We start from the raw sequence: 26,022 nt of genomic DNA, 5'->3' as shown, positions 1-26,022 counted from the left end.
ACTCCCGCTAAGCGCCCTTGGCTAGCAGGGAGTAGGATTGTCGTCGGAGATTGGCTCACTCCTTGGGATCTTCTGGCAGTGGGGCAATCGCTTACCCCACTATCGTTATTTGAATTAGGGCGGGGTGTGCCAAGCTTTAAGTAAGCAACCGCCATAATTACATGATTCCCCTAGATCGACAAGGCAGTTGGAAAATACATGGAAACAATTAAGCTTTTAATTATGATTAAAATAATTTTGCTAGGTGTGCTTGACCCATGAAGAATTAAATTCGCCACAGGTTGCACCTGCCGATACCCCACCTACACTTAAACACCCTGAACAATAGGTTTCAACTCCCACGCACTAATGGTCAAGACAGCTTGCCAATCATCGGCAGGAGCGCAAGTATAAAGGAAGTGCGTGGGAGATCAGCGCTCAGTGGTAAGGGTCAATTCTATGAAAGCCTTACCTTTGTCAAATCGGACAAATTTATAGCGCTATGCTTTGTCTTTTCCCTTTGCCATTAACTGGATTAGCTTTCGATCACAACCGTGAGGTTACCGGAATTTTTGACCACTTTACAGGTGGTGGTTGTGTCAGCTCGTTCCAATTGCAAGTCTAGCACCGTTGAGCCAATCCGCAAGTTACGAACTAAGAGTTGATTGATAAAATTTGGTAAAGTTGGTTTGAAAATATGTAAATTTTTTCCTGGAGCTACGGCGCGCAAATTCACCATCATTTGCAGCAGTTGGAAAATACTGCCAGTTGCCCAGGCTTGGAGAGGACAGGCTCCTGGATACTTGACCGGAGAGCTGTTGGGAGTGCGCTGGTAACCAGAGAATAGTTCTGGAGGACGATAGTAGGGTTGCTCAACTGTCATGTCAATCATGCCTTTGGCAATTTCTAAGGCTTGATCGACTTGATTTAGCGTACGCAATCCCAGCGCAATCAAGGAATTTTCGTGAGGCCAGACTGAGCCCACATGATAGCTGATCGGGTTGTAAGCAGCGGATTGATTACTGAGGGTACGAATCCCCCAACCATTGAACATATCTGGTTCTAACAGCCGCTTTGCTACACTAGCTGCTTTTTCTGGAGTAAAAATACCCAATGACAAGCAATGACCAGGATTGGAGGTTATGCTATCTACGAGTTTACCTTCTCCATCTAGTGCTAAGGCACAGAAGTCTAGGTCGTCTAGCCAAAAATCCTGATTGAAGCGTTGCTTGAGCTCCTTGGCTTGGTTTTCCCAACGCTCGGCTAAATCAATTCGCTGCTTGATCCTGGCCAGATGGCTTAGCCTAACTTTAGCGCCATAGACATAAGCTTGGACTTCACATAATGCGATCGCTCCCGTTGCTAGGGAACCATCACGAGTGACCATGGAATCACCGGAATCCTTCCACCCTTGATTACGCAAACCCTTTTTGGACTGGCGCTGATAACAGAGATAGCCGTTTTGCTGAGATTGACGATCAATCCAATCCATGGCAGCCAAAGCATTAGGCCAAAGCAAGTCTCGGGTAGTTGTGTCATTGGTCCAAGCATAGTACTCGGCATAGAGCATCAGCCACAGTGGGGTAGCATCAACTGTACCGTAGTAGGGAGTGTGAGGAATTTCCCGACAGCGAGCCAATTCCCCAACCCGGAGTTCATGCAAAATCTTACCCGGTTGCTCATCCCGCGATGGGTTATCCTCTTGGCCTTGGTACTGGGCTAAAATTTCCAGAGTCCCTTTGGCGATAGTAGGGTCAAGGATTAAGGTTTGTGAGGCAGCAATTAAGGAATCTCGGCCAAACAAGGTGGAAAACCGAGGTACTCCTGCAGACAGAAATGTGCAGCCATTAATAGTCTGCCTGAGTAAAAAGATGTCTCGTGTTGCCCGAGAAATCAATTGGTTAACGGTTTCATTATCGCAGCTAATGTGAGTTACCCGTTTATACCATTCCTGGTTTTGGAGTAAGTTAGCGGTCTTAGCTTGTTCAAGGGTGGCTGGAATTTTAGCTGTAGTGATTCGCGCTTTGTGGGTGACCAGTTCCAGTCGATAGCCTAAGGTTTCAGTAGCGCCAGGCTTGAGGCACAACTCCCAAACCGCTGTGTTCCCTTTGTAGGTGTCTGGGAGACGGTGCATCAAGTGGATCTGAGATTCAATCAGGGAGTTATCGAGTCCCTGGTAAGCTAGGTTGATGGTATTGGTGTTGAACTCAGTTAGGGTTAGCAGCGTTTCTAAATCCATATCAGGTGGTAGTAAACGCAGGTGAGTTCCCCGTTGCTGTCGCTGATGACCCCGGACTTCAAACCAGTCTTTAAAATCGGCATCAAAACTGAGGCTAACGCTGAAGCTAAGGGGTTGAGTGTCGTAATTGGTGATTACAATTTCTTCCCATAAGCCACCATGGAGGGCTAGCTGCCGCTGAATGCCTAGGGTTTTTGGGGGAAGATTAGGTGAACGGGGATTGCAACACATGACCGATAGGACAAATCCTTCCTCAGCACTGCTACTAAGGGGAATGGGGAGTTGCCCTTCTATTTGTAACTCTAAGCGAGAGAGAAAGCGGGTATCTTGACAAAATAACCCGGTTGTGGTTGTAGTTTCGTTTTCTAAGTTTCCCGAAATATTCCCTAGGGTATCTGTGACTAAAAACAGGTCATCTACTTTGAGAGGAAGGGTTGGTAGAGGTTGGTTTGTGGTGAGCCGAGGCCATTCGGTCATCGACAACTGCTCGGTAGGAAGGTATCGTCTACCATCTCGTTCGATAATCTGTAGATCCATAAAATCAGCGCTGGGGCTTTGGGTTTAAGTAGTGGTGGACGCTTGGGGGATGTCATAAGTCTCTCTCTACCGCTGTTGTCAGGGTCGGGAGACATCGACAATACCCAAGTTAATTATCAATTTTTTTGGACAGGTCGAGGATTCAAGATTTAGTAAAGGGAACAGGAAGCAGGGAGCAGGGAGCAGGGAGCAGGGAGCAGGGAGCAGGGAAAAAATCTTGTTTACTTTATAGTTATGAAAAACGCTGTATTATAAGTATCTAAAATTAGAGATTACCAAAGAGTCAACATTTTTAATTACTGTATAGAAAAATTTTATATTCATTGAGTTAGTAAATATAAAAAAATGCTCGTTGTCTATAATTTAATAAAACCAAAGCTGATTGATCATAACACTAAAAACTATCCTCTCTTTCCTACTATTCCCTACTCCCTGCTCCCTGCTCCCTGCTCCCTGTTCCCTATTCCCTATTCCCTATTCTCTCTATGTTTACATCTCAAATGAAAATGCTATCTGCTCACAGGATTGCTACCCTTAAAGCTAAATGGTAATCCCTAAAGTTGAGTAATGACTGAAGCAAGAACTATTTTTCGGAGCAGCACAGCCACTAGTACCCTAGCTATTCACTACCATGTCGCTATGCCTCAGCCTCAATCCCATCTGTTTGAGGTAACGTTACAAGTGGAAGGCTGGGAAGCCCCTTTGTTAGATTTAAAGATGCCCGTTTGGACTCCAGGCTCTTACTTAGTGCGGGAGTATGCTCGACATTTACAAGATTTCTCTGCGGATAACGGTAATCCTACCCAGTCTTTACCGTGGCGGAAACTGGCCAAGAATCATTGGCTAGTGGAAACTGGTGATGCGTCGGCTATCACTGTGCGTTATCGTATCTTTGCTAATGAATTAACGGTACGCACTAATCACCTAGATGCTAGCCACGGCTATTTTAATGGTGCTGCTCTGTTCTTCTTCATCCCAGGATTTGAACAACACCCTTGCCAGGTTACTATCGCGCCACCTCATCCCGATTGGCGGGTGACTACACCTTTACCAGCAGTGTCAGGCAAATTTAATACCTTTGAGGCAAGGGATTTTGATACCTTAGTCGATAGTCCCTTTGAAATTGGTGATCATAAGCTCTATGACTTTGAGGTTTTGGGCAAACCCCATCAATTGGCCATCTGGGGAGAGGGGAATGCTGACCCAAAGCGGATTATTGAGGATACTACAAAGATTATCAAGGTAGAAGCTGAGCTGTTTGGGGGTTTACCTTATGACCACTATTTGTTCTTGCTTTATCTAACGGCTAGTGGCTTTGGGGGACTGGAACATAAGGATAGTTGTTCGTTAATTTACTTGCGCTTTGGTTTTCGGGCAAAGGATAAGTACAATCGCTTCTTGCAACTGGTGGCTCATGAGTTCTTTCACTTGTGGAATGTTAAGCGGATTCGACCATTAGCCCTAGAAACCTTTGACTATGAAAAGGAAAATTATACGACATCGTTGTGGTTTTCTGAGGGAACAACCAGTTACTATGACTTATTAATTCCCCAACGAGCCGGTATCTATGATGCTAAGACGTTGTTAGAGAATTTGAGTAAAGAAATTACTCGGTTTTTAACTACACCAGGACGTAAGGTGCAGCCACTGGATGAGTCGAGTTTTGATGCTTGGATTAAGCTTTATCGACGGGATGCTAACAGTGATAATAACCAAATTTCCTATTATTTGAAAGGGGAAATGGTGTCATTATTGCTGGATTTGTTAATCCGGGAGCGCCATGGAAATAAGCGATCCCTTGATGATGTGATAAGAATTATGTGGGAGCAGTTTGGTAAAGGGGAAATTGGCTTTACTCCTCAACAACTGCGAGAGGTAATAGAATCGGTAGCAGAGCTAGATTTAAGTAATTTCTTCTCGAAGACTATTGAGGGTAAGGGGGAATTGCCCTTCAATGAGTATCTCAAACCCTTTGGCTTACAAGTGGTGGCTGTGGATGAAGACTCTGTGCCTTACTTGGGGGTGAAGGTGAGAACTGACAATGGTCAGGACTGGATCCAGTTTGTGGAGATGGATTCTCCTGCGGCAGTGGCAGGAGTGGATGCTGGTGATCAGTTACTGGCTATTGATGGGTTGCGAGTCAAGGGGGATCAATTATGCGATCGCTTAAAAGATTACCAAGCTGGTGATGTGATCGAGCTTAGTGTATTCCATCAGGATCAATTGGTCACTCTACCGATTACATTAGGCAAATCTCAACCCAGTCGTTACCAAGTGATGCCAGTGAAAAATCCTACCAATGTCCAGCAGCAGAATTTTTCTGGGTGGTTAGGGGCATCTTTGGTCAAGATGAGTTGAGGGATAAGCATTCAGCCGTCAGCTATCAGCTATCAGCTATCAGCTGAATGCTTAGACAAATTGATAATACCGGCTTACCACTACCAGCATTATCTGAAACAGATAAGGAGTGCGATTGTAATGCTTCAAGCTTTACCAACATTTATAACTGTTGATCAGTTTATAATCCAGTATGGTGACAAAGAAGGCTATGAACTAATTGATGGGGAACTAATTGACATAGAAGCTACTGGACATCATGAGGAAGTAGCAGGGTTTGTGGGGCGAAAGTTAAATGTGGAGATTGACCGAGGATACCCAGATTATGTTATTCCCTACCGATGTCTGATCAAAATTTTAGGAACCCAAACAGCTTTTCGTCCTGATGTGATTGTATTATATAGAACTCGGCTCGTAAATGAACCATTATGGCAAAAAGAGCCTGTGATTACGTTGGGAAACTCAATCAAGCTTGTTGTTGAAGTTGTTAGCACAAACTGGCAGAACGATTATGCTCGTAAGGTTGAAGATTCTGCCATACTAGGTGTGCCTGAATACTGGATTGTAGATTATCTGGGCATTGGTGGTAGAGATTATATTGGTAAACCTAAACAACCAACAATTACAATTTGCACTTTAGTAGATGATGAGTATCAAAAACAATTATTCCGAAATAATGATGGTCTTGTTTCCAAAGTCTTTCCGGATCTTAGTTTAACGGCTAACCATATTTTTGCATCCAGTCAACGATAAGATCAAAGTTGTTTGTTAATTCGGTAGTGCCTATGGGGAAGTGTGGGAGTGGTAAGATGAATCTTGTCCAAAAATAGTCCTATGAATGATGGAATGCCCTCTATGGGGTCATCATAAGACCCATCAACAGGTCAAAACTAGTAAGGGAAGCCAAGGGTACTACTGTCGAGTGTGCCAACAAACGTTCACTTCTACTTTTGATACTCTTTACTATCGCGCCACAAATTGAACCCAAAACAATTCACACGGTTCTACAGGCTCATGCAGAGGGAAATAGTTTCAGAGGAGTCAGTCGGAGGACTAATCTCGCCTAAAATACGGTAGGAACGCCTGCTGCGAGCAGCTACAATGATTCATAATGCCCGTGTACAGAAGATTGAAACCTCACAAATCAGCGGTGATGAATTTTGGTCATTTGTCCAAAAAAACAATTTCGCTGTCAGTCCAATGAATTGAAAGAAGGAGACTGTTGGTAGAAGATGACTCAAGCATCATCAAGGGGCTTAATTCTGGCCGCTCTTGTAGGTAAACATACTGACCCTATCATCGAAGAATTAATAGTGAATACAGAAGGAAAAACCGATTGTCAACAATGGCGTACTGATGATTGGGGTGGATATAGCGCGAGTTTTACCTCCACAAGTAAGACACATCATCGGTTAATAGCAGACCCAACAACTAGAGCGAACGTTCCGGGATTGTCCGACAGCAGACGGGTCTCGGGCATCGGCGACAGCAATTTATTTGCCAAGGTCTGCTCCCAGACCTTGGCAACAGTAAGGTTGGTAGTCAGCTATTTCAATTGGATTTGGGTTCATAGTCGCTTTGGCAATACGGCGGCACAAAGGTCTGGGTTAGCGTTCGCGTAGCGTGGCCATAGGCCAATCGCCCCAAGGAGTTGGAATGACTGGCGCGGCATACCCACACTTTGCTGATGCACTACCGAATACTTAAAGGCAAAATTAAATTATTATTACCCAAAACAGAGAAAAACCATGGTACGTCGTCAATTTGTTCACAGAAAACATCAGGAACCTCAAAAAAAATCAGACGATAGTTGGATACTGCAACGGAGTGCCGTGCGTAGAGTTCCTACAAAAACTCAGGAATCTCAGAAATCAAAAGACAGTTGGATACTGCAACGAAGTGCTGTGCATGAGGTTCCCGCAAAAAATTTGAGGCAACCACCAGATTTCGTAGTCAGACCAAATTTGAGGCAACCACCAGATTTCGTAGTCAGACCAAATTTGAGGCAACCACCAGATTTCGTAGTCAAACCAAATAAGGGAATTCAAGTGGATTTGACACAGATACCAGTGAGGAATTATTCTGAAACACCTTTTCAACCAAGAATGCGATCGCATTTACAAGTGCAACAGCTTGTGACTAAGGATGGGTCAGCAAAACAACAAGAGGAAGGAAGGAGTGATATAGAAACCCCGGTTCAGCGTCAGGAGGACAAAAGGGAAACGGAAAACAAGACTGGATTACCAGACCATCTCAAGGAAGGAATAGAAAGGCTATCTGGTTATAACCTCTCAGGGGTACGTGTGAACTACAATTCGCCTAAACCAGCCCAATTAAATGCCCATGCGTATACGCAGGGTCAGTCGATTGAAGTAGCGCCTGGACAGGAGCGACACGTACCTCATGAAGCGTGGCATGTTGTTCAGCAGATGCAAGGCCGTGTGAAAGAAGAATTTAAGATGAATGGGGTTAAAGTCAATGGTAATCGGGAGTTAGAACGAGAGGCCGATGCAATGGGGGGAAGGGCTGAAAAAAGCAAATTAAAATTACATAGGAGTACGGAAGGAAAAAAGCAAAGAAGGTTCCCAACATCGAGAAATATTAGGAATTTCAAAACCAGAATGACTAAAATTTGTAAAAAAGACAATAGTGACAACCAGGAGCAATTGATAGTACAAAGAGTTAACATAGGAGATAAAGAGATAAAAAGTAACTCAACAATAGAGGATATTAAATCTGCATTAAAGTGGAATGGCTTTCAAATAGGACTAAATAATAACGCACTAAATAAAAACGAGTGGAAAGAACTACTTAATGAACTTAATGAACTAATCGATAAACAAAATCAGGAAAAAGAAGAGTTGCTAAACACAATCATTGAGGATATAGAATGGATTATACAAGGGTTAGAGGATAAAGAAGGGCAAGATGAAAACTTTGATAAACAAGAGCAAGATGAAGAATTAGATGACGTTGATGAATTTGACAACGAAAAATTTAAAAATAAAATGGCAGCTATTGTCAACAAATTTGGGTGGGATGCTTTTCCAGAGGAAACAAAAAAATTGCAATTATTAGGTGTTCACCAAACAGACCCAAAAAATGTAACAAGTCTGGTTGAAAATGGACCAGATCAGACTCGTATAGGTCAGGGTCACGGCTCTGGAAAAGGAGAGGGTTTTTATGTAACCCCTGTCAAGAAAAAACAAAACTTGCTTAAACAGGTAACAGCAATGGACTACGGCGAAGGACTTGTTGCCGTCTATGTTCCTAAAACATTCGAGGAACTGCTATTAATAACAACCTTAGGACAAAATGTAGACGAGATGGAACAAGATGAGGACAAAGATTCTTGGGACTATTATATAACAGAAAAAAGAGGCGAAATAATTATCCCTCCGAGAAACTTCGAAAAAGTCAAAATTGTGATAGATCCAAAAGTATTGGAATTTAAACAAAAAAACCAAAACAAAAAAAAGTAAATAGCGGAAGCGGTCAGAAGCTATCAGAGTAGGTACAAGAATTAATAAGCTGTAGATTATTGAGAAACAAACCACGTCATTCCAACCTTCCCCACGTAACAATTTATTACTAAGCAGTCGCACAAAAGGGTAGTGCCTATGGGGAAGTGTGGGAGTGGTAAGATGAATCTTGTCCAAAAATAGTCCTATGAATGATGGAATGCCCTCTATGGGGTCATCATAAGACCCATCAACAGGTCAAAACTAGTAAGGGAAGCCAAGGGTACTACTGTCGAGTGTGCCAACAAACGTTCACTTCTACTTTTGATACTCTTTACTATCGCGCCACAAATTGAACCCAAAACAATTCACACGGTTCTACAGGCTCATGCAGAGGGAAATAGTTTCAGAGGAGTCAGTCGGAGGACTAATCTCGCCTAAAATACGGTAGGAACGCCTGCTGCGAGCAGCTACAATGATTCATAATGCCCGTGTACAGAAGATTGAAACCTCACAAATCAGCGGTGATGAATTTTGGTCATTTGTCCAAAAAAACAATTTCGCTGTCAGTCCAATGAATTGAAAGAAGGAGACTGTTGGTAGAAGATGACTCAAGCATCATCAAGGGGCTTAATTCTGGCCGCTCTTGTAGGTAAACATACTGACCCTATCATCGAAGAATTAATAGTGAATACAGAAGGAAAAACCGATTGTCAACAATGGCGTACTGATGATTGGGGTGGATATAGCGCGAGTTTTACCTCCACAAGTAAGACACATCATCGGTTAATAGCAGACCCAACAACTAGAGCGAACGTTCCGGGATTGTCCGACAGCAGACGGGTCTCGGGCATCGGCGACAGCAATTTATTTGCCAAGGTCTGCTCCCAGACCTTGGCAACAGTAAGGTTGGTAGTCAGCTATTTCAATTGGATTTGGGTTCATAGTCGTTTTGGCAATACGGCGGCACAAAGGTCTGGGTTAGCGTTCGCGTAGCGTGGCCATAGGCCAATCGCCCCAAGGAGTTGGAATGACTGGCGCGGCATACCCACACTTTGCTGATGCACTACCGTTAATTCTCAATTAACAACGCCCCTATTCAGCTCTGTCTTTACCCAACAAGCCACTTCATGGTCAACACTTACTAATTCCAAGGTGGGATCGTTCTGCCAACATTTATCAATCACGAAAGGACAACGAGCCGCAAAGGGACAACCTTGGGGATAATTTGTTAAATCTGGTGGTAACCCTTCAATGGTCTGCAAACGCTCTTGGCGCTGTTCATCCAGACGGGGAATACTGTTGAGTAAACCAATAGTATAGGGATGGCGAGGATTTTTATAGATTTCCATCACCGATGCTTGTTCTACGACTTGACCGGCATACATCACTAAAATCCGATCCGCTAATCCCGCCAATAGCGCCAAATCATGGGTAATCCAAATCACGGCCATCCCAATTTCCTGGCGCAGTTTCTTGACTAATTCTACAATTTGGGCTTGGATGGTCACATCCAAAGCAGTGGTAGGTTCATCCGCAATCAGCAACTGCGGATTACAGGCTAATCCCATGGCAATCATGACTCGCTGGCGCATCCCTCCAGAAAATTGGTGGGGATAGTTACTAATCCGTTCCGCTGCACCAGGAATTCCCACTAATTCTAAGAGTTCAATCGCCCTAGATCGTCCTTGCTCTCGGCTCATCCCTTGGTGTAACCGTAGCGCTTCAGTAATTTGCCTTTCTACCTTTAGTACTGGGTTAAGGGAAGTCATGGGGTCTTGAAAAATCATCGCGATACGGTTACCCCGGATGTTCCGCATTTTCCCCTCACTAAGCTTTCGGAGGTCACGCCCTTCAAAAATGACTTCACCATTGGTAATCTTTCCAGGAGGAGACGGGATTAGTCCCATAATCGACAGGGCGGTGATGCTTTTACCAGAACCGGATTCACCAACTATCCCTAGGGTTTCCCCTTGATTGACCTGGAAGGAAATACCATTGACAGCATGGACAGTACCAGCTGGGGTGAAAAAGCATGTTTCTAGATTACGAAGGTCTAGGATTGGTGACAAGGGAAGAATTGAGAATTTAAGTATAGTTTATAGCATAGAGCAAAGGGAGCAGGGAGCAGGCAAGAGGCAAGAGGCAAGAGGCAAGAGGCAAGAGGCAAGAAAGCACAGGGAAGTCGGACATGGGAAAAAATTCTGTTTACTATGAGAAACGCGATCGTCGATTTCATAGTTTTCTACTCCCGATTCCCGATTCCCGATTCCCGATTCCCGATTCCCGATTCCCGATTCCCGATTCCCGATTCCCGATTCCCTAGTTCTATAAAAAACATTCATCACATCTATTTTTAATAGTTGCTGCCCAACCAATAGGGGATTCTTCGGCATAAAATATCGCAGCAGGTAAATGACCTTTAGGAGCGTCTAAACTAAAGGTTAACTGAGAATAAGAATGCCAAGAATCGGCATCACCCTTGCGCCATCCCACTAGATCGGCGAATTGATTATAATCTTGACTAACTTGCTGCCAAAGTTGAGATTGTATTCTAAATCCAAAATGACCTTGACTATACTGCTCCCAAAGCTGATTTAGTGTTAGCAAATCCTCACAGGGAAACTCTAGTAAGTCTGATTCTCTGAGATAATTTAACCCTTGAAGCCATTCTTGGTCTTTTTTACTAACCTTCTGCTGTTGTCTAAGGGTTTTAGCTATGGATAATACAATTTTATTGGTTTCCACATCAGCAGCTTTCCACTGCACTTTCATCAATAAAGTCTTAAGGTGAGTGTAGTCTATTTTTAGATTAGTCATAAGTTTAGGGAGTAGGGAATAGGGAGTAGGGAGTAGGGAGTAGGGAACAGGGAACAGGGAACAGGGAACAGGGAACAGGGAATAGGAAAAAAATACTCTGTACTTTATAGTTATGAAAAATGCTGTAATAATTGTAATTATTACAATTTTAATTTTCAAGTTTTTGATTATTTTTTAAATTTAATTTTATTTTTGATTAAAAATTAGCGAAGCAATCAAATAGCAGCGCCTAACTTTATTGATCTCTTAATAATTAAAAATATAATACTCATTAATTACCAATATTTTTTCTAATTTCTACTCCCTGCTCCCTGCTCCCTACTCCCTACTCCCTACTCCCTACTCCCTACTCCCTGCTCCCTTTGCTAAACATTTACATAATTCAGAGTTTAATGAATTTTATTTAAATGTTCTAAAGCTGGCTGGATTTACAGATAAAATACCCTTGGCAATAAAAATCAGCCATCACGTTGAAATAGATAAGTACATTTTTAAGCTATCAGCTAATGCTTACTTGAAAATTTTACTGAGGAAAAATAGTCATGACTAGTAAATTAGCGATCGCATTGATCGCAATTAGCGTTTTTGAGCTTTCGGCACAAGAGGTTAGTGCTGCGTCGATTACCCCAATCAACCTTGACGATCTCACCCTGGGAGCAACCATCACAGGACCTGTGGGTCCGACAGTAGATGCATCCCTAATTAATGGTGACGGAAACAGTCTGGGAGACTTGACCAGTAGCGTTTCTTGTCCTGTTGGTTTTCTGACTTGTGTGCCGCCCCAAAATCCATCGGGAACAATCTACACTTATATACACAAAGTTACTCCTGGTGTGGACTTTCCTAACGATCCCCCCTTCCCTCAACCGGATGGTTTACTTAGCTTTGATGATGTCAATCAGTTCGGGTTGGAGTTCAAAGCTGAAGGCTTTACAGGGGTTGCGGGCTATAGCTTTGGGGAAGCGAAGCAGGCACTCGGTTCCAGTGGGGAGTTTTCAATCAAGCTTGATGAAGATGGCAGTCTAGTCTGGAGCGTTGTCGGTGGATCAGATTGGAGTACTAATTTCGACACTCCAGAAACGATTTCTTTCTTTTGGCAAACCACACAACCTCCCATTGGTCCATTTGGGACCTTCACCGCTAAGAACGATACCCAATCCGGGACAGGTAATGGTCCACTGCCTCTAGCAGTGCCAGTGCCTGAGCCGATGTCATCTCAGGGTCTACTGGCTCTGGGCTTTCTGGGTCTAGGATTAGTGGTTAAGAGGGCTATCGGCTCTAGTCTCTTTTAAGGCAATTAGTAGGGAGTAGGGAATCAAGATGCAGTAGCTGGATCAAGGGCGTTCCGTCAGTCAAGTAATGAATAGCAGTAGAGTGGGCATCCTGCCCGCTCGAAAATAAGGAGGAAACTGGCAAGATGCCAGTTCTACGCAAGATGCCAGTTCCACGCCTGATGCCCATTCTACAGGTGGGACCCAAGCCGCGAGGGATTGCTCGCGGCCTTGGAGGCGTCTGGAATTTTGAGCAATAGTAGAGTGGGTAAGGCAAATCCAAACCCACTCTATCAGATCTCGATGCTACTGCTTTTAGGTGCTACACCTAATGGGATTTTACTTATCCGTGAACTGGTTCAACCAATTGGTCAAATCCACTTCGGTATCAAAATCTAATAACGCTTCTCCTAAATCCTCCAACTGGTCAAAGGATAATTCCTCAATTTGATTTTGTAATTGGGGATTGATTTCACCTAGGCGACGGCTAAGTAGACGCTTAATTAAATTAAGCTCATTGCGCTTTCCTTGTTCTAATCCCTGTCCTAATCCTTGTTCTAATCCTTGTTTTAATCCCTGTTTTAATCCTTGTTCTAATCCTTGTTCTAATCCTTGTTCTAATCCTTGGCGAATAATTCGTTGATAAACTACTGACTCCTGCATCATATCCTCCCGAAAATAAGCTTGAATTAACTGTTCATCAAATTTCACCCCAGCCAACAGTTGCACGCAAGCAGATAAGTTACGCTGTTGTTGTCTATCTTCAATCATATCGATTCTGGCTGCTACTTGGGATAGCAAGGTTTCTGGCACTTCAGTTTGTGCTAACACGGCCAAGGGTAGTAACCCTGGGGTGGTAAGTAATGGTTGTGGATCACATTCCCAAATCCGAATTACCCGATAGCGGAAGGATAGGTTCCTCTCGGTAAATTGATTTACAAATACTCCGGCTAATCGGCTTGGTTTCAGAAAAATTATTACTTGTTCAATATCACAGCGGTACTGGCGATACAACCTGACCCAATAATCGAGCATCCGCAGGGGTAAGGGAGGTTCAGATTGGGGTAGGGTTTGAAATTCCAGATGCAAAATAGCATCAGCAACTCGCACAAAAAACAAGGCATCTGCCCGAATTGGTTCTGTGCTTAATTCGGTGTTGAGAATTTCGATATTCTCTGCTGGTTCTTGGTTAAACAACCAACGGGTAAAGGCTTGAGGATATTGTTCAACCAAATATTTTAGGGTGCTGTCGTAAGTCATTACACATCTGATCTAACTAAGTCAATTCTGGTTAAGTAATCGAAAACAGGGTTAAGAGCCACAAATTCGACGACTCGAACCTATCCCAAATCATCTTCTTAAAACCCAGGGCAAGGTATGTCGTAAATATCGGCTACTTAACTAACTCTTTAAATCCCAGTAAATCCCGACAATCATCAACGGGATATCGGTGGATAAAACCCAGCATAAATTATGGCTATTGTTGGGTAATGTTATTCTATTTTATCACATTTATTAGCTATAATATTACTGTTAATTTAGTTAATAAATTGAAGAGTTTTATCGCTACAATCGGGAGTGACTTACTTCAGTTAAATCTATAGATCCCCCCTCACCCCCCTTAAAAAAGGGGGGAACAAGAATTATCGGTATTTTTGGGCAATAATAGAGTGGGTAAGGCAAATCCATACCCACTCTATCAGAGCTCGATGCTACTGCTTTTAGGTACTACACCTAACCAGATTTTACTTATCCCTAAACTGGTTCAACCAATTGGTCAAATCCACTTCGCTTTCAAAATCTAATAACGCTTCTCCTAAATCTTCCAACTGGTCAAAGGATAACTTCTCAATTTGATTTTGTAATTGGGGATTGATTTCACCTAGACGACGGTTAAGTAGACGGATAATTAAATTAAGCTCATTGCGCTTTCCTTGTTCTAATCCCTGTCCTAATCCTTGTTCTAATCCTTGTTCTAATCCTTGTTTTAATCCTTGTTCTAATCCTTGTTCTAATCCTTGTTTTAATCCTTGTTTTAATCCCTGTTCTAATCCTTGTTCTAATCCTTGTTCTAATCCTTGGCGAATAATTCGTTGATAAACTACTGACTCTTGCATCATATCCTCCCGAAAATAAGCTTGAATTAAATTAAGAATGAAGAATTAAGAATTAAGAATTAAGAATTAAGAATGCATAATTTAGAACTTATAGCAACCGAAGTATAGTTGATAACAGAGGATTTTGGTTGAAAGGGAGCAGGGAGTAGGGAGCAGAAATATGTCTTAAGCTTTACTGCGACTGCTATACATTCTCAATTCTACATTCTAGATTATACATTCTTAATTCTACATTCTTAATTCTACATTCTTCATTGGTTCTGTGCTCAATTCGGTGTTGAGAATTTCCATATCCTCTGCTGGTTCTTGGTTAAACAACCAACGGGTAAAGGCTTGAGGATATTGTTCAACCAAATATTTTAGGGTACTATCGTAAGTCATTACACATCTGATCTAACTAAGTAAATTCTGGTTAAGTAATCGAAAACAGGGTTAAGAGCCACAAATTCGACGACTCGAACCTATCCCAAATCATCTTCTTAAAACCCAGGGCAAGGTATGTCGTAAATATCGGCTACTTAACTAACTCTTTAAATCCCAGTAAATCCCGACAATCATCAACGGGATATCGGTGGATAAAACCCAGCATAAATTATGGCTATTGTTGGGTAATGTTATTCTATTTTATCACATTTATTAGCTATAATATTACTGTTAATTTAGTTAATAAATTGAAGAGTTTTATCGCTACAATCGGGAGTGACTTACTTCAGTTAAATCTATAGATCCCCCCTCACCCCCCTTAAAAAAGGGGGGAACAAGAATTATCGGTATTTTTGGGCAATAATAGAGTGGGTAAGGCAAATCCAAACCCACTCTATCAGATCTCGATGGCACTGCTTTTAGGTGCTAAACCTAACGGGATTTTACTTATCCGTTAACTGGTTCAACCAATTGGTCAAATCCACTTCGGTGTCAAAATCTAACAACGCTTCTCCTAAATCCTCCAACTGGTCAAAGGATAATTCCTCAATTTGATTTTGTAATTGGGGATTTATTTCACCTAGGCGACGGCTAAGTAGACGCTTAATTAAATTAAGCTCATTGCGCTTTCCTTGTCCTAATCCTTGTTCTAATCCTTGTTCTAATCCTTGTTCTAATCCTTGTTCTAATCCTTGTTTTAATCCTTGTTTTAATCCCTGTTCTAATCCTTGTTCTAATCCTTGTTCTAATCCTTGGCGAATAATTCGTTGATAAACTACTGACTCTTGCATCATATCCTCCCGAAAATAAGCTTGAATTAACTGCTCATCAAATTTCACCCCAGCCAACAGTTGCACGCAAGCAGATAAGTTACGCTGTTGTTGTCTATCTTCAATCATATCGATTCTGGCTGCTACTTGGGATAGCAAGGTTTCTGGCACTTCAGTTTGTGCTAACACGGCCAAGGGTAGTAACCCTGGGGTGGTAAGTAATGGTTGTGGATCACATTCCCAAATCCGAATTACCCGATAGCGGAAGGATAGGTTCCTCTCGGTAAATTGATTTACAAATACTCCGGCTAATCGGCTTGGTTTCAGAAAAATTATTACTTGTTCAATATCACAGCGGTACTGGCGATACAACCTGACCCAATAATCGAGCATCCGCAGGGGTAAGGGAGGTTCAGATTGGGGTAGGGTTTGAAATTCCAGATGCAAAATAGCATCAGCAACTCGCACAAAAAACAAGGCATCTGCCCGAATTGGCTCTGTGCTCAATTCGGTGTTGAGAATTTCGATATCCTCTGCTGGTTCTTGGTTAAACAACCAACGAGTAAAGGCTTGAGGATATTGTTCAACCAAATATTTTAGCGTACTATCGTAAGTCATTCACTTAGGAAAAGCAAGACCAAGTCAGTATATAGTATTTCTAACTAATTAATGAATAATATTACTGATTACTGTGACAAATTATCGCGCAAACTTTCTAAATTCTCACGGCAGGTTACAGTGTTAGGATGATTTGACCCTAACGTCCGTTCTGCAATCTCCAATGCCTGTTGATAGAGGGGTTCGGCCTGGTGATAGCGCTCCATTGACTCGTAGAGTGCTGCCAGGTTGTTGAGACTGGATGCTACATGGGGATGGTTATCACCCAGCAACTGCTTTGTCATCTCCAAAGCCTGTTGTAAGAGGGGTTCGGCCTGGTCATAGCGCCCCATTGAGGAGTAGAGTCCACCGAGGTTGTTGAGACTGGTGGCCACATCGGGATGGTCATGACCCAGCCGCTGCTTTGTCATTTCCAATGCCTGTTGAAAGAGGGGTTCGGCCTGATCATAGCGCCCCATTGAGTAGTAGAGTCCAGCCAGGTTGTTGAGACTGGTGGCCACCAAAGGATGGTCGTGACCCAGCAGTTGCTTTCTGATATCCAAAGCCTTTTGATACAGTGGTTCGGCTTGATCACAGCGCCCCATTGAGTAGTAGAGTCCAGCCAGGCCGTTGAGACTCGTAGCCACATCGGGATGGTGGTGACCCAGCAGCTGCTTTCTCATCTCCAATGCCTGTTGAAAGAGGGGTTCGGCCTGATCATAGCGCCCCAAATACTCGTAGAGTGCAGCCAGGTTGTTGAGACTTTGAGCTAAATCGGGATGGTCTGTGCCCAGCCGCTGCTTTCTCATCTCCAATGCCTGGACATAGAGAGATTCTGCCTGATCGTACTGCCCCTGAGACGAGTAGAGTAATCCCAGGTTGTTGAGACTTTGAGCTACATGGGGGTGATCCTCACCCAGGCGCTTTTTAAACAGTTCTAATGCTTGGAGATAGAGGCATTCTGCCTCATGGTAGCGCCCCTGACCATAGTAGACAAATGCCAGGTTATTGAGACTGGTGGCCACCAAAGGATGGTCGTGACCCAGCCGCTGCTTATACAGCTCCAATGCCTGTTGATAGAGGGGTTCGGCCTGATCATAGCGCCCCATTGAGTCGTAGAGTGCAGCCAGGTTGTTGAGACTGGTGGCCACCAAAGGATGGTGGTGACCCAGACGGCTTCTAGTTATCTCTAAACATTGCTTCCACCACAGTTCAGCCTGGTCATAGGTACCTTGACCTTGATAGAATTTCCCTAGGCCAATAAACGGCCATGGTAAATCTTCATTTCTGAGCCAGTCAGTTAGGACTGTGGCAGCTTCAACTAAATGAGGGATGGCCGGGTTAACTGCTGCAATGATTTCTAGAGTTGGTCTATCAGGAATTTTTTTGGCTACAGCCACCATTACCTGACAAAAGCTTCGCTTGTAGCTATCAGCCTCTGGTAATTGAGCCAGCTTGGTCTGGAAAAATTCTCGAATTAGTTGATGGAGCCGATAGGTTTGCTGTTCGGTCAGTTGTAACAGGTTCAGTTTCAGTAAACTGCGATTGGCCGTAGGCCACGCTACGCGAACGCGTATTTCCCACAACTCCGAAGCTTTTAGACTATGAGTACTTTTTCCAAATAGTCGTTGACAACACTTCTGTATCCATGTTTTGAGACCTTGGCGAGACTCGTGTATTTGTACACACTGCTCCACTAACTTCCAGTCAAAGGTAGCAGCAGCAAATAAACTTAGCAGACACCCCAGGTGCTTTGCTTCTTCTGAAAGGGTTGACCAGGATAACTCAAACGCCGCTGCTACTCCCAACTCGGCGGTCATATCTGGTTGTTGTTCACACAAAGCCTGTGCTTCTAACCGCTTATGCTTCAATTGCTCCTGGACTTCTGTTACTTTCAGAGTGGGATGTTCGTAAAGATATCGTCCGACTAACTCCAAACCCAAGGGCAAATACCCCAACCATTCACATAAGGCTTCTGCTTCGTTTAGTTCTTTCTCAATGCGCTCTTTTCCAACAAGGGATTCCAATAATTCCAATGCTGCCCCTGGGGAAAGTACATCCAAGTCAATTCGTCGGTAAGAAGCCCCTGGACGTTGACGGCTGGTGACCAGTACTTTAAAGCGGGATTGGGCTGGAGGTAAGTAGGGCTGAATTCTCTGTTTGTAGTCCTTGCTGAAAGAAGGGACATCATCCAGCACGATCAATGCTGTTCCTTCTGGCCAATGCCCCCAGCAGTATCTTACCTGCTCCTTGAACTCTAGTTCATCTGGAATCGTTAATCCTAATTCCCGGGCAAAACTAACAATTTGAGTCCCGAGATCTACACCGCGCACTGGAAACCAGCACAACCCACCAGGGTAATTATCCTGATTTTTCAGAGCATATTGTAGAGCTAACTCAGTTTTGCCCACACCGCCCATTCCGGCAATGGCACAAATCACTAATTGATCGGTCTGTTGAAATTCTTCATGGAGCTGCTCAAGTTGAGGGTCCCTACCGACAAAGTGGGGAGTGCCACGATTGATAATGTTACTGGGGGGATTTAACTTTTTTTTTTCTTCCCCTTGCCATCGGGTCGTTTGGTCGTTCGCGCAATAACTCCACTGGTAGCAGTTTCGTGCCGTCCTCTCCTTTGGGCAGTCTAAAGGTAGGATCCCGACCGATTTCCCGTCCACCGTCCTGTTTTTTCCATGCTTGACGGGGGTAGATGCGGAGGGAGGCGGTGTTCCCTTCGATTTTCAATTCACATAGTGAATAACCATGGAGCCGTTCCTTTTTTTCTTTCCCCCACCCTTCAATGCCGAACAGGGAGCAGCCTTGCAGTGTGCTTCGAGGATTAGCACCACCTTCTGCCAAGCTGCTCAAGTTAGACTGGTGCATGTGTCCGAACAGATGTAAAGCGAATCGTTCGGGCGAGCTATAAATCTCCCCTTTTAGCTGCTCTTGGGCTTCTTCGGTTAGCCAATCCTGGGGGTGGTGGGTAAGTAGCAAACAGGCATCGTGGTCTTGTGCCCAAGACGGCCCATGGTCATGACTTTCATTACATGCCTTATGGAACTGGCATATATCTAGAGCAAGCTTACCGTGTCTACCGTCCATCAGTTGCAGAAACGCGCTATTGAGTCCTAAAATTCCGAGTTTGAACCCATCCTTCTCAATTGTTGCTGAAAAATCTCCTGGCAGTATGCCTTTTGAATAGATGTCGGGCTTAGGTACGGTCGTATTTTGCCACCATTGAAGATAATTATCGAAAGCCTTGTCTACAAGTTGTCGCTCAGGACATTTGCTGTTATCCCAAAATGCCTGTTGGAATTCATGATCGTCCCACCGATCCTGGAGATTAATCAATACGGAGTCAGACTGATCTGGTCGAACCAGGTCGTGGTTGCCAGGTACAGCCAGAAACTTTGGCTCAAATTCCATCTCGCGAAACTTTTTCCAGAACTTATCTAAGAGTTTGTCTAGCTGTTGGAATTCCGATTCACTGCCGCGCTGAGTGAGATCGCCAGTAAACATTACCAAATCGATTGGGCCTACCGTTTCACAAAGGTACTCTAAATCCTTAAAGAAAATTTCCTCAACATTTGGCCAGAGAGTTTTTGAGCCTTTCATACCCATGTGAAGGTCTGTCAGATGTAACCACCTAAGGATCACCTCCGTGTGATCATACATTTTGACCAAGCTAGTTGAATCACTCACCGATTAGCTTCCAGTTAACTATATATTATTAACCAGTAGATGCCTGAAACCCAATTTTGATTTAGTCTAACACAGGAAAATCAGGGAACAGCGGATCTGGGAACAGGGAACAAAAGTGATAACAATTCATTTTATATACCTATCACAATTTATCTGATATATTTCAGTTTTTTGAGTTACCGTTGCCGATGATATCAGTAAAGTTAATCCAATAAAAAATGCCATTCTCTGAAAGAGATGCTACGCGATTGAAGGAAGGTCACGCTACGCGATCGCTAACATTTTTATTCTATTCCCGATTCCCGATTCCCGATTATCATTGGGTCTTGGTGGGCATTGCCGATTTGATTAATCGCCGTTCAATCATGATCTTTATCGGCAATGCCCACCCTACGATTCTAACATTTTTATTCTATTCCCGATTCCCGATTTCCGATTCCCGATTATGATTGGGTATTGGTGGGCATTGCCCATTTCATTAATCGCGGTTCAATCATGATCTTTATCGGCAATGCCCACCCTACGACTCTAACATTTTTATTCAATTCTCAATTCTACATTCTTAATTCTACATTCTTAAGTTTTTTTGTACATTTTATTTCAATACCATCTCACAAAAAAAATTATAATACCCCTTGACACAATATTTTGTAATCGTTATGATTATATTTATAAATCTCAAACACGAGTTTAATTATGACTGAAGACTTTGTACCAAACAAAAACAACAATCCTGAAGAGACTACTCCTGGTAATACTCCTCAGGAACCTTCCCAAAAAAAATACCCTGTTAAGCACATTTTGAAGGGGTCACGTAAAGCAATACTCAATACCATGCATACCCTTTATGCACTGCGTTACGCGGAAATCTCGGAGTGGAGCCCCCTTCAGCCCACTGGCATCCCAGGGGAATTCATCACAATGATGACGAAGTATTTAATTATCGGTTAAACTAATCTACAGGGGGTTTTACCCCCCTGGCAAAAAAATCAGGTCTGATGTCAGTGGTCAGCGATCAGCGGTCAGCGGTCAGCCCTTGGCCTTTGGGTAATAGCTAATAGCTGAATGATAATAGCTGATAACTGTTCGCGTAGTGTGCGCGTAGCGCATAAACTGATAGCTGACAGCTTACGGTCTGATTAAATCGGATGATGTCTGGTTTGGTTTACAAAGTTGAGTCATAAAGATAACTTCTAGCCGTGGAAAGTATTTCTGCGGCTATTTTTTTTGGGGTTGAAAGTTGGGAGGTTGAAGGTTAAAGGTTATTCGGTTGAAGGTTTAAGGTTGGGATGTTCAAGGTTTAAGGTTGGGAGGTTGAAGGTTTAAGGTTGGGAGGTTGAAGGTTTAAGGTTGGGAGGTTGAAGATTTAAGGTTGGGATGTTGAAGGTTTAAGGTTGGAATGTTGAAGGTTTAAGCTTGGAATGTTGAAGGTTTAAGCTTGGGATGTTGAAGGTTTAAGGTTGGGATGTTCAAGGTTTAAGGTTATTATCCGGAAATTCCCCATCTCCCCATCTCCCCATCTCCCCATCTCCCCATCTCCCCATCTCCCCACACTCTCTTCTTCAAAGGGGTACTGTCAAAACAAATCCAGGTAATACGTCTTCTCCAGATAAATTAACTGGAAATCCGACTATTTCTACTGGTTGATTGGGACGGTATATTTCTACTTGCTGATTCTGAGGGTTAATTAACCAACCTAGTTGTAAGCCACTGTTGAGGTATTCTTTCATCTTGTCTTGTAGAGACTTAAGTGTATCTGTCCGTGAACGCAATTCAATTACAAAATCAGGGCAAATCGGGGGGAATTTTTGCTGTTGTTCTGGAGTAAGAGCTTGCCAACGGTCTAACGTTACCCAAGCTGCATCGGGGGATCTATCTCCGCCGTTAGGTAGTTTAAACATGGTGGAGGAACTGAAAACTTTTCCCATGTTAGTTTGACGGTTCCAAATGGTTAGTTCAGTAATCAAATCTGCTTCTTGATTTCCACTAATTCCTCCTACCGGTGGCATGATAATTAATTCTCCCTTAGCAGTGCGCTCTATCTGGAACTCTGGATTTACTTGACAAAGATGATAAAATTGATTATCGGTAAAATCCACATTGTCTAAGTTAAGGGTTACAAACATCATTAACCTCCGAGTTGGTGTTCAAATAATCTTGTATCCAATTGCAACCATAGATTAGTAACTGATCTAAATCGAGGACTTGATCTAAATTCCATATAATAACAGTGTTGTCTCCACTAGCAGAGGCGAGCATTTCACCATCGGGGCTGAAAACTACGGCTAAGACGCCATCGCTATGTCCTTTCAGGGTAGTTAAAAGGGTTCCATCCTGCTTCCAGAGTTTGACGGTTTTGTCATAACTAGCGCTAGCAATTCTGTTACCGTCAGGGCTAAACACTACTGCTAATACCCCTGCTTGATGACCGTTGAGGGTAGTAATCAAGGTTCCATCTCGCTTCCAGAGTTTAATGGTTTTGTCCCAACTCGCTGACGCAATGGTTTCACCATCGGGACTGATGGCAACGCTGTAAACTCGGTCATGGTGTCCTTTGAGGGTAGTAATCAAGGTTCCGTCTGGCTGCCAAAGTTTGACAGTCTTATCCCAACTGGCGGAAGCAATTAGAGTCCCGTCTTTCTTGATGCAATAGCGAGTGGGGGAAACCAACGGCAGTCGCTCATGGGGAGGGGCTGTGTGCGGAACCTGCGTCCGCACCTTGTAAGCCCCGTGGGAACCCCCAAGACCGCGCTGCCTCCCCAAGACCGCGCTGCATCGCTTGCTGAAGGCTACTCCATAAATGCGATCGCTATGGCCCTTGAGGGTATTAATTAAGGTACCGTCCCGTTTCCAGAGCTTAATGGTTTTATCGGCACTAGCGGAGGCCATCATCTCACCGTCGGAGCTGAAGACTACTGCTAAAACGGCGCTGCTATGATTTGTTAAGGTTTTTAGCAAGCTACCGTTTCTGTGCCAGAGCTTGATGGTGTTATCGGCACTAGCAGAAGCAATCATCTCACCATCGGGGCTAATCGCTATTCCTGAAACTCTAGCGCTATGGCCACTCAGGGTTGTTTGTAGGCTACCGTCTTTATTCCACAGTTTCACGGTCTGATCCCAACTCGCGGATGCAATGGTTTTTCCGTCTGGGCTAATGGCCACTGCCCAAACTAAATCACTATGCCCCCTGAGCCTGGTGAGGATGATGCCATCGGGCTTCCAGAGCCTAACCGTTCCATCCCAACTCGCGGATGCAATAGTTTTTCCGTCTGGGGTAATGGCCACACCGTACACTAAATCTTGATGCCCTCGTAGGGTATTGAGTAATGTGCCTTCCCCACTCCACTGCTTAACGGTTCCGTCCCAACTCGCGGACGCAATGGTTTGACCATCTGGGCTGATAGCAACGTTGTAAACGCGATCGCTATGGCCGTTGAGGGTGTTTAGTAAAGTGCCATCAGCACGCCAGAGTCTAACGGTTTTATCCCCTGACCCGGACGCAATGGTTTGACCATCTGGGCTGATGGCAACGTTGTAAACGCGGTCATTATGCCCCTGAAACGTCCTTAGTAATGTCCCATTATAGCCCCAAAGTTTAACGGTTTTGTCCCCTGACGCGGACGCAATGGTTTTACCATCTGGGCTAATGGCCACTCCATAAACAGTAGCGCTATGGTCTTTAAGGGTAGTAATCAAGGTACCATCAGCTTTCCAGAGCTTAACGGTTTTGTCTCCAGACCCTGAAGCAATCATCTGGCTGTCGGGGCTAATGGCAACACCATAAACCCCAGCTTGATGACCCTTGAGGGTTTTATCGGGTTGGGGTTCAAACGTTCCCTGACTATCCCGTTTCCAGAGTTTGACGGTTTTGTCGTCACTAGCGGAAGCAATCAGATTCCCGTCTAGGCTAATCGCAATGTCGTAAACCCCAGCTTGATGACCGTTTAGGGTAGAGATTAGTTTACCATCCAGTGTCCAGAGTTTGATGGTCTTATCATAACTAGCGGTAGCGATTAGATTAGCATCCTGGTTAATGGCAACTGCCCAAACCTGATCGCTATGCGTTACTAAGCGATTATATTCAACAGTCCCATAAACTGCCTGTCTTAGCACCGATTCTACTTGAGTTTCCGTAGCCTGGTCGGCGTTACCAAAGCTTTTCAATCGTTCCTTGGCTCGGATGGCTTCTACTAGGGCGTCCAATTGTTGATTGGAGGCAAAGAGCGCTGCTGAGGATTTTGCGATCGCATTAATTTCGCTAATAGCTGAGCGTCTATATCCCAGGTAAGTGGTCACCCCTAACCCCGTGGAAACCATCAATGCTGTACCCACTGCCATTAGCAAGAACTTGAGTCGTCTGGCACTTTTTTTCTGTTCTGCTAATCTTGCTTCTGCTTCCTTAGCCCGTTCTGCTTCTAAATACCGTTGCTGTTCAATCCAGCTTAATTCTTGAGAAGCAGCTAAGAATTCATCATCTACTACACTCAACCGTTTGCCCGCTTTCCAGTTTAAGGCTTCTGCTAAAGCTTGTCCTCGCAACAGCCGAGAATTATCTTCACGATTAGAAGCTAACCAAGCATTGAGGGCTTGATTATAGGGTCGCAGATTACCTAATTTTTGCTCAACCCAATCCTGATTAAAAATAGACTGGTAAATACGATTATAAACCTTTAGCACTGGGGAAGTTTTGTTCTCCTGACCAGGCTGTTTAACAACTAACCCACTTAGCCGTAATTCTATTTGTTCAGGACTGTCATCCGCAGCAATTTCTCCCTGTTGTAAGATTTGCTGATAAAGTGCCAATAACCGACTAGACCCTTGTTCATTTCTGATAATCCGTTCCCGTAAGGTTCGTAAATGCTCCGGTTGATCATTGGCTTCCCAGTTTTCAATAATTTCCTTGCGCACAAGCTGCTCTAACCAAAATCCTTCCGTACCAGGGGGAATCCTCAGAGAGCCACTAATTGCCGTTTGATTTGATATCCACACCAGATAGCACAGCTTTTGAGTCAGAAATGGTTGTCCTCCTGTCCAAGCTAATATTTCTTTGAGAATAGTTTGGGGATTGTCTACCAATCCTACTAATCCTGATGCTAATGGTTGAGCTTCTTCTAGGGTAAACCCATGTAAATCAATAGCCTTACCAATATTAAAGGGAGTTCGTTCTTTCTGGGAAATTAAATCCGAAGGGGTTGCTACTCCAAATAAAGCAAAGGTGAGGCGATTGTAGTCAGGATTTTCCGCTCGCTGGTTATAGCAGGCTCGAATCAGAGCAAAAAAATCATCGGTGGGAAAATTTAGGCTAATAACGCTATCGATTTCATCAATAAAAATAAAAATTTTTTCGCTTTTAAGGTTAACTAATAAAATTTCTTCGATCACCAGACTCAATCGCTGGATTTCCGATAAATCATCGTGTTCACGCCACCAAGTTTTTAAATTAAATTTTCTGGAAAGTTTGAAATTCCTTAATAACTCAACGACTAATCCTTTGTACCACTGCTGGGGAGTAATAGTTTCGCTACCAATTATGGTCATATCAATAGAAGCGCAGCTAAAACCAGCCTGTTGCAGTCGATGCTTGATCCGTAAGCGCAAGCTAGACTTACCCATCTGTCGGGAGTTGAACACATAACAAAACTCACCCCTAATTAAAGCGTTATAAAGTTCAGCATCAGCTCGACGCTCTACATAACTAGGGGCATTTAATTTTAAACTACCACCGACTTGATATTCGTAGGTGTCCATGTGAGCAGTTTTGAATTGGGTGAG

19 protein-coding genes and 3 pseudogenes are annotated in these 26,022 nt (G+C 43.7%); 10 read left to right on the top strand and 12 right to left on the bottom strand.

Translation table 11 applies throughout. The features are described from left to right. Nucleotides 1-514 precede the first annotated feature (514 nt). The gene (locus BJP34_RS23500) at nucleotides 515-2,755 is read right to left on the bottom strand and encodes an amylo-alpha-1,6-glucosidase (RefSeq protein ID WP_070394426.1); all 2,241 of its coding nucleotides are present in this window, start codon (nucleotides 2,753-2,755) and stop codon (nucleotides 515-517) included. A gap of 345 nt (nucleotides 2,756-3,100) precedes the next feature. Here BJP34_RS23500 and BJP34_RS44190 point away from each other — a divergent pair, with 345 nt between their 5' ends. The 6 genes and pseudogenes from BJP34_RS44190 to BJP34_RS37465 all read left to right on the top strand — a co-directional run bounded on the left by BJP34_RS44190 (nucleotide 3,101) and on the right by BJP34_RS37465 (nucleotide 9,549). Beyond that, nucleotides 3,101-3,259, top strand: a complete 159-nt coding sequence (locus BJP34_RS44190) for a hypothetical protein (RefSeq protein WP_158517415.1) — start codon at nucleotides 3,101-3,103, stop codon at nucleotides 3,257-3,259. Between the two features lie 63 nt (nucleotides 3,260-3,322). Beyond that, entirely contained in the window at nucleotides 3,323-5,113 is a 1,791-nt protein-coding gene (locus BJP34_RS23495) for a M61 family metallopeptidase (RefSeq protein WP_070394425.1), read from the top strand. A 120-nt stretch (nucleotides 5,114-5,233) separates the two neighbouring features. Next, the gene (locus BJP34_RS23490) at nucleotides 5,234-5,845 is read left to right on the top strand and encodes a Uma2 family endonuclease (protein WP_070394424.1); all 612 of its coding nucleotides are present in this window, start codon (nucleotides 5,234-5,236) and stop codon (nucleotides 5,843-5,845) included. An 85-nt stretch (nucleotides 5,846-5,930) separates the two neighbouring features. Continuing rightward, nucleotides 5,931-6,714: pseudogene (locus BJP34_RS37470) on the top strand (IS1 family transposase). Between the two features lie 126 nt (nucleotides 6,715-6,840). Then, a complete protein-coding gene (locus tag BJP34_RS23480) occupies nucleotides 6,841-8,574 on the top strand; it encodes a DUF4157 domain-containing protein (RefSeq protein WP_070394423.1) in 1,734 nt (577 codons plus the stop codon). A 191-nt stretch (nucleotides 8,575-8,765) separates the two neighbouring features. Next, nucleotides 8,766-9,549 (top strand): annotated as a pseudogene (locus BJP34_RS37465) (IS1 family transposase). Nucleotides 9,550-9,632: 83 nt separating this feature from the next. Here BJP34_RS37465 and BJP34_RS23470 read toward each other — a convergent pair. Next, nucleotides 9,633-10,625 carry an ABC transporter ATP-binding protein gene (locus BJP34_RS23470; RefSeq protein WP_070394422.1) on the bottom strand — a complete coding sequence of 331 codons (993 nt, stop codon included), beginning with the start codon at nucleotides 10,623-10,625 and terminating at the stop codon, nucleotides 9,633-9,635. Between the two features lie 119 nt (nucleotides 10,626-10,744). On the opposite strand from BJP34_RS23470, the gene BJP34_RS49295 reads away from it, so the two are divergent. After that, on the top strand, nucleotides 10,745-10,879 hold the full coding sequence (locus BJP34_RS49295; protein ID WP_267876347.1) for a hypothetical protein: 135 nt from the start codon (nucleotides 10,745-10,747) through the stop codon (nucleotides 10,877-10,879). A gap of 2 nt (nucleotides 10,880-10,881) precedes the next feature. Here BJP34_RS49295 and BJP34_RS23465 read toward each other — a convergent pair whose 3' ends face one another. Next, nucleotides 10,882-11,532 (bottom strand): GUN4 domain-containing protein, encoded by a 651-nt coding sequence (locus BJP34_RS23465; protein WP_158517414.1) that lies wholly within the window; start codon nucleotides 11,530-11,532, stop codon nucleotides 10,882-10,884. Nucleotides 11,533-11,915: 383 nt separating this feature from the next. On the opposite strand from BJP34_RS23465, the gene BJP34_RS23460 reads away from it, so the two are divergent. Continuing rightward, nucleotides 11,916-12,665, top strand: a complete 750-nt coding sequence (locus tag BJP34_RS23460; RefSeq protein ID WP_070394420.1) for an exosortase, PEP-CTERM interaction domain protein — start codon at nucleotides 11,916-11,918, stop codon at nucleotides 12,663-12,665. Here the strand turns inward: BJP34_RS23460 and BJP34_RS40710 are convergent. The 7 genes and pseudogenes from BJP34_RS40710 to BJP34_RS47765 all read right to left on the bottom strand — a co-directional run. After that, nucleotides 12,652-12,834, bottom strand: a complete 183-nt coding sequence (locus tag BJP34_RS40710; protein ID WP_149031137.1) for a hypothetical protein — start codon at nucleotides 12,832-12,834, stop codon at nucleotides 12,652-12,654. The genes BJP34_RS23460 and BJP34_RS40710 overlap by 14 nt on opposite strands. A gap of 149 nt (nucleotides 12,835-12,983) precedes the next feature. Next, complete coding sequence (locus BJP34_RS23455) at nucleotides 12,984-13,904, bottom strand: DUF4351 domain-containing protein (RefSeq protein WP_070394419.1); 921 nt, start codon at nucleotides 13,902-13,904, stop codon at nucleotides 12,984-12,986. A 485-nt stretch (nucleotides 13,905-14,389) separates the two neighbouring features. After that, a complete protein-coding gene (locus tag BJP34_RS23450; protein WP_229423995.1) occupies nucleotides 14,390-14,764 on the bottom strand; it encodes a DUF4351 domain-containing protein in 375 nt (124 codons plus the stop codon). A 225-nt stretch (nucleotides 14,765-14,989) separates the two neighbouring features. After that, entirely contained in the window at nucleotides 14,990-15,142 is a 153-nt protein-coding gene (locus BJP34_RS44185; protein ID WP_158517413.1) for a hypothetical protein, read from the bottom strand. 485 nt (nucleotides 15,143-15,627) lie between these two features. Beyond that, nucleotides 15,628-16,572 (bottom strand): DUF4351 domain-containing protein, encoded by a 945-nt coding sequence (locus tag BJP34_RS23445; protein WP_070394418.1) that lies wholly within the window; start codon nucleotides 16,570-16,572, stop codon nucleotides 15,628-15,630. Nucleotides 16,573-16,640: 68 nt separating this feature from the next. Continuing rightward, nucleotides 16,641-19,226 carry an FxSxx-COOH system tetratricopeptide repeat protein gene (fxsT, locus tag BJP34_RS23440; RefSeq protein WP_229423994.1) on the bottom strand — a complete coding sequence of 862 codons (2,586 nt, stop codon included), beginning with the start codon at nucleotides 19,224-19,226 and terminating at the stop codon, nucleotides 16,641-16,643. A gap of 208 nt (nucleotides 19,227-19,434) precedes the next feature. Further along, nucleotides 19,435-20,223 (bottom strand): annotated as a pseudogene (locus BJP34_RS47765) (metallophosphoesterase family protein); the annotation flags it as partial. Nucleotides 20,224-20,468: 245 nt separating this feature from the next. Between BJP34_RS47765 and BJP34_RS40705 the strand changes: the two are divergent. Both BJP34_RS40705 and BJP34_RS23430 read left to right on the top strand, forming a co-directional pair. Further along, nucleotides 20,469-20,699, top strand: coding sequence for a hypothetical protein (locus tag BJP34_RS40705; RefSeq protein WP_149031135.1), 231 nt, complete (start codon nucleotides 20,469-20,471; stop codon nucleotides 20,697-20,699). A 247-nt stretch (nucleotides 20,700-20,946) separates the two neighbouring features. After that, nucleotides 20,947-21,201 carry a hypothetical protein gene (locus tag BJP34_RS23430; protein ID WP_070394416.1) on the top strand — a complete coding sequence of 85 codons (255 nt, stop codon included), beginning with the start codon at nucleotides 20,947-20,949 and terminating at the stop codon, nucleotides 21,199-21,201. A gap of 611 nt (nucleotides 21,202-21,812) precedes the next feature. Here BJP34_RS23430 and BJP34_RS23425 read toward each other — a convergent pair. Both BJP34_RS23425 and BJP34_RS23420 read right to left on the bottom strand, forming a co-directional pair. Then, nucleotides 21,813-22,379: a Uma2 family endonuclease gene (locus BJP34_RS23425; RefSeq protein ID WP_070394415.1), complete on the bottom strand. Its 567-nt coding sequence runs from the start codon at nucleotides 22,377-22,379 to the stop codon at nucleotides 21,813-21,815. Continuing rightward, nucleotides 22,360-25,998 (bottom strand): AAA-like domain-containing protein, encoded by a 3,639-nt coding sequence (locus BJP34_RS23420; RefSeq protein ID WP_070394414.1) that lies wholly within the window; start codon nucleotides 25,996-25,998, stop codon nucleotides 22,360-22,362. The genes BJP34_RS23425 and BJP34_RS23420 overlap by 20 nt, the downstream gene beginning before the upstream one ends. Nucleotides 25,999-26,022 lie beyond the last annotated feature (24 nt).

The sequence above is a fragment of the Moorena producens PAL-8-15-08-1 genome, assembly GCF_001767235.1.
Lineage (GTDB): Bacteria > Cyanobacteriota > Cyanobacteriia > Cyanobacteriales > Coleofasciculaceae > Moorena > Moorena producens_A.
This window is presented reverse-complemented; position numbering and strand designations above follow the sequence as displayed.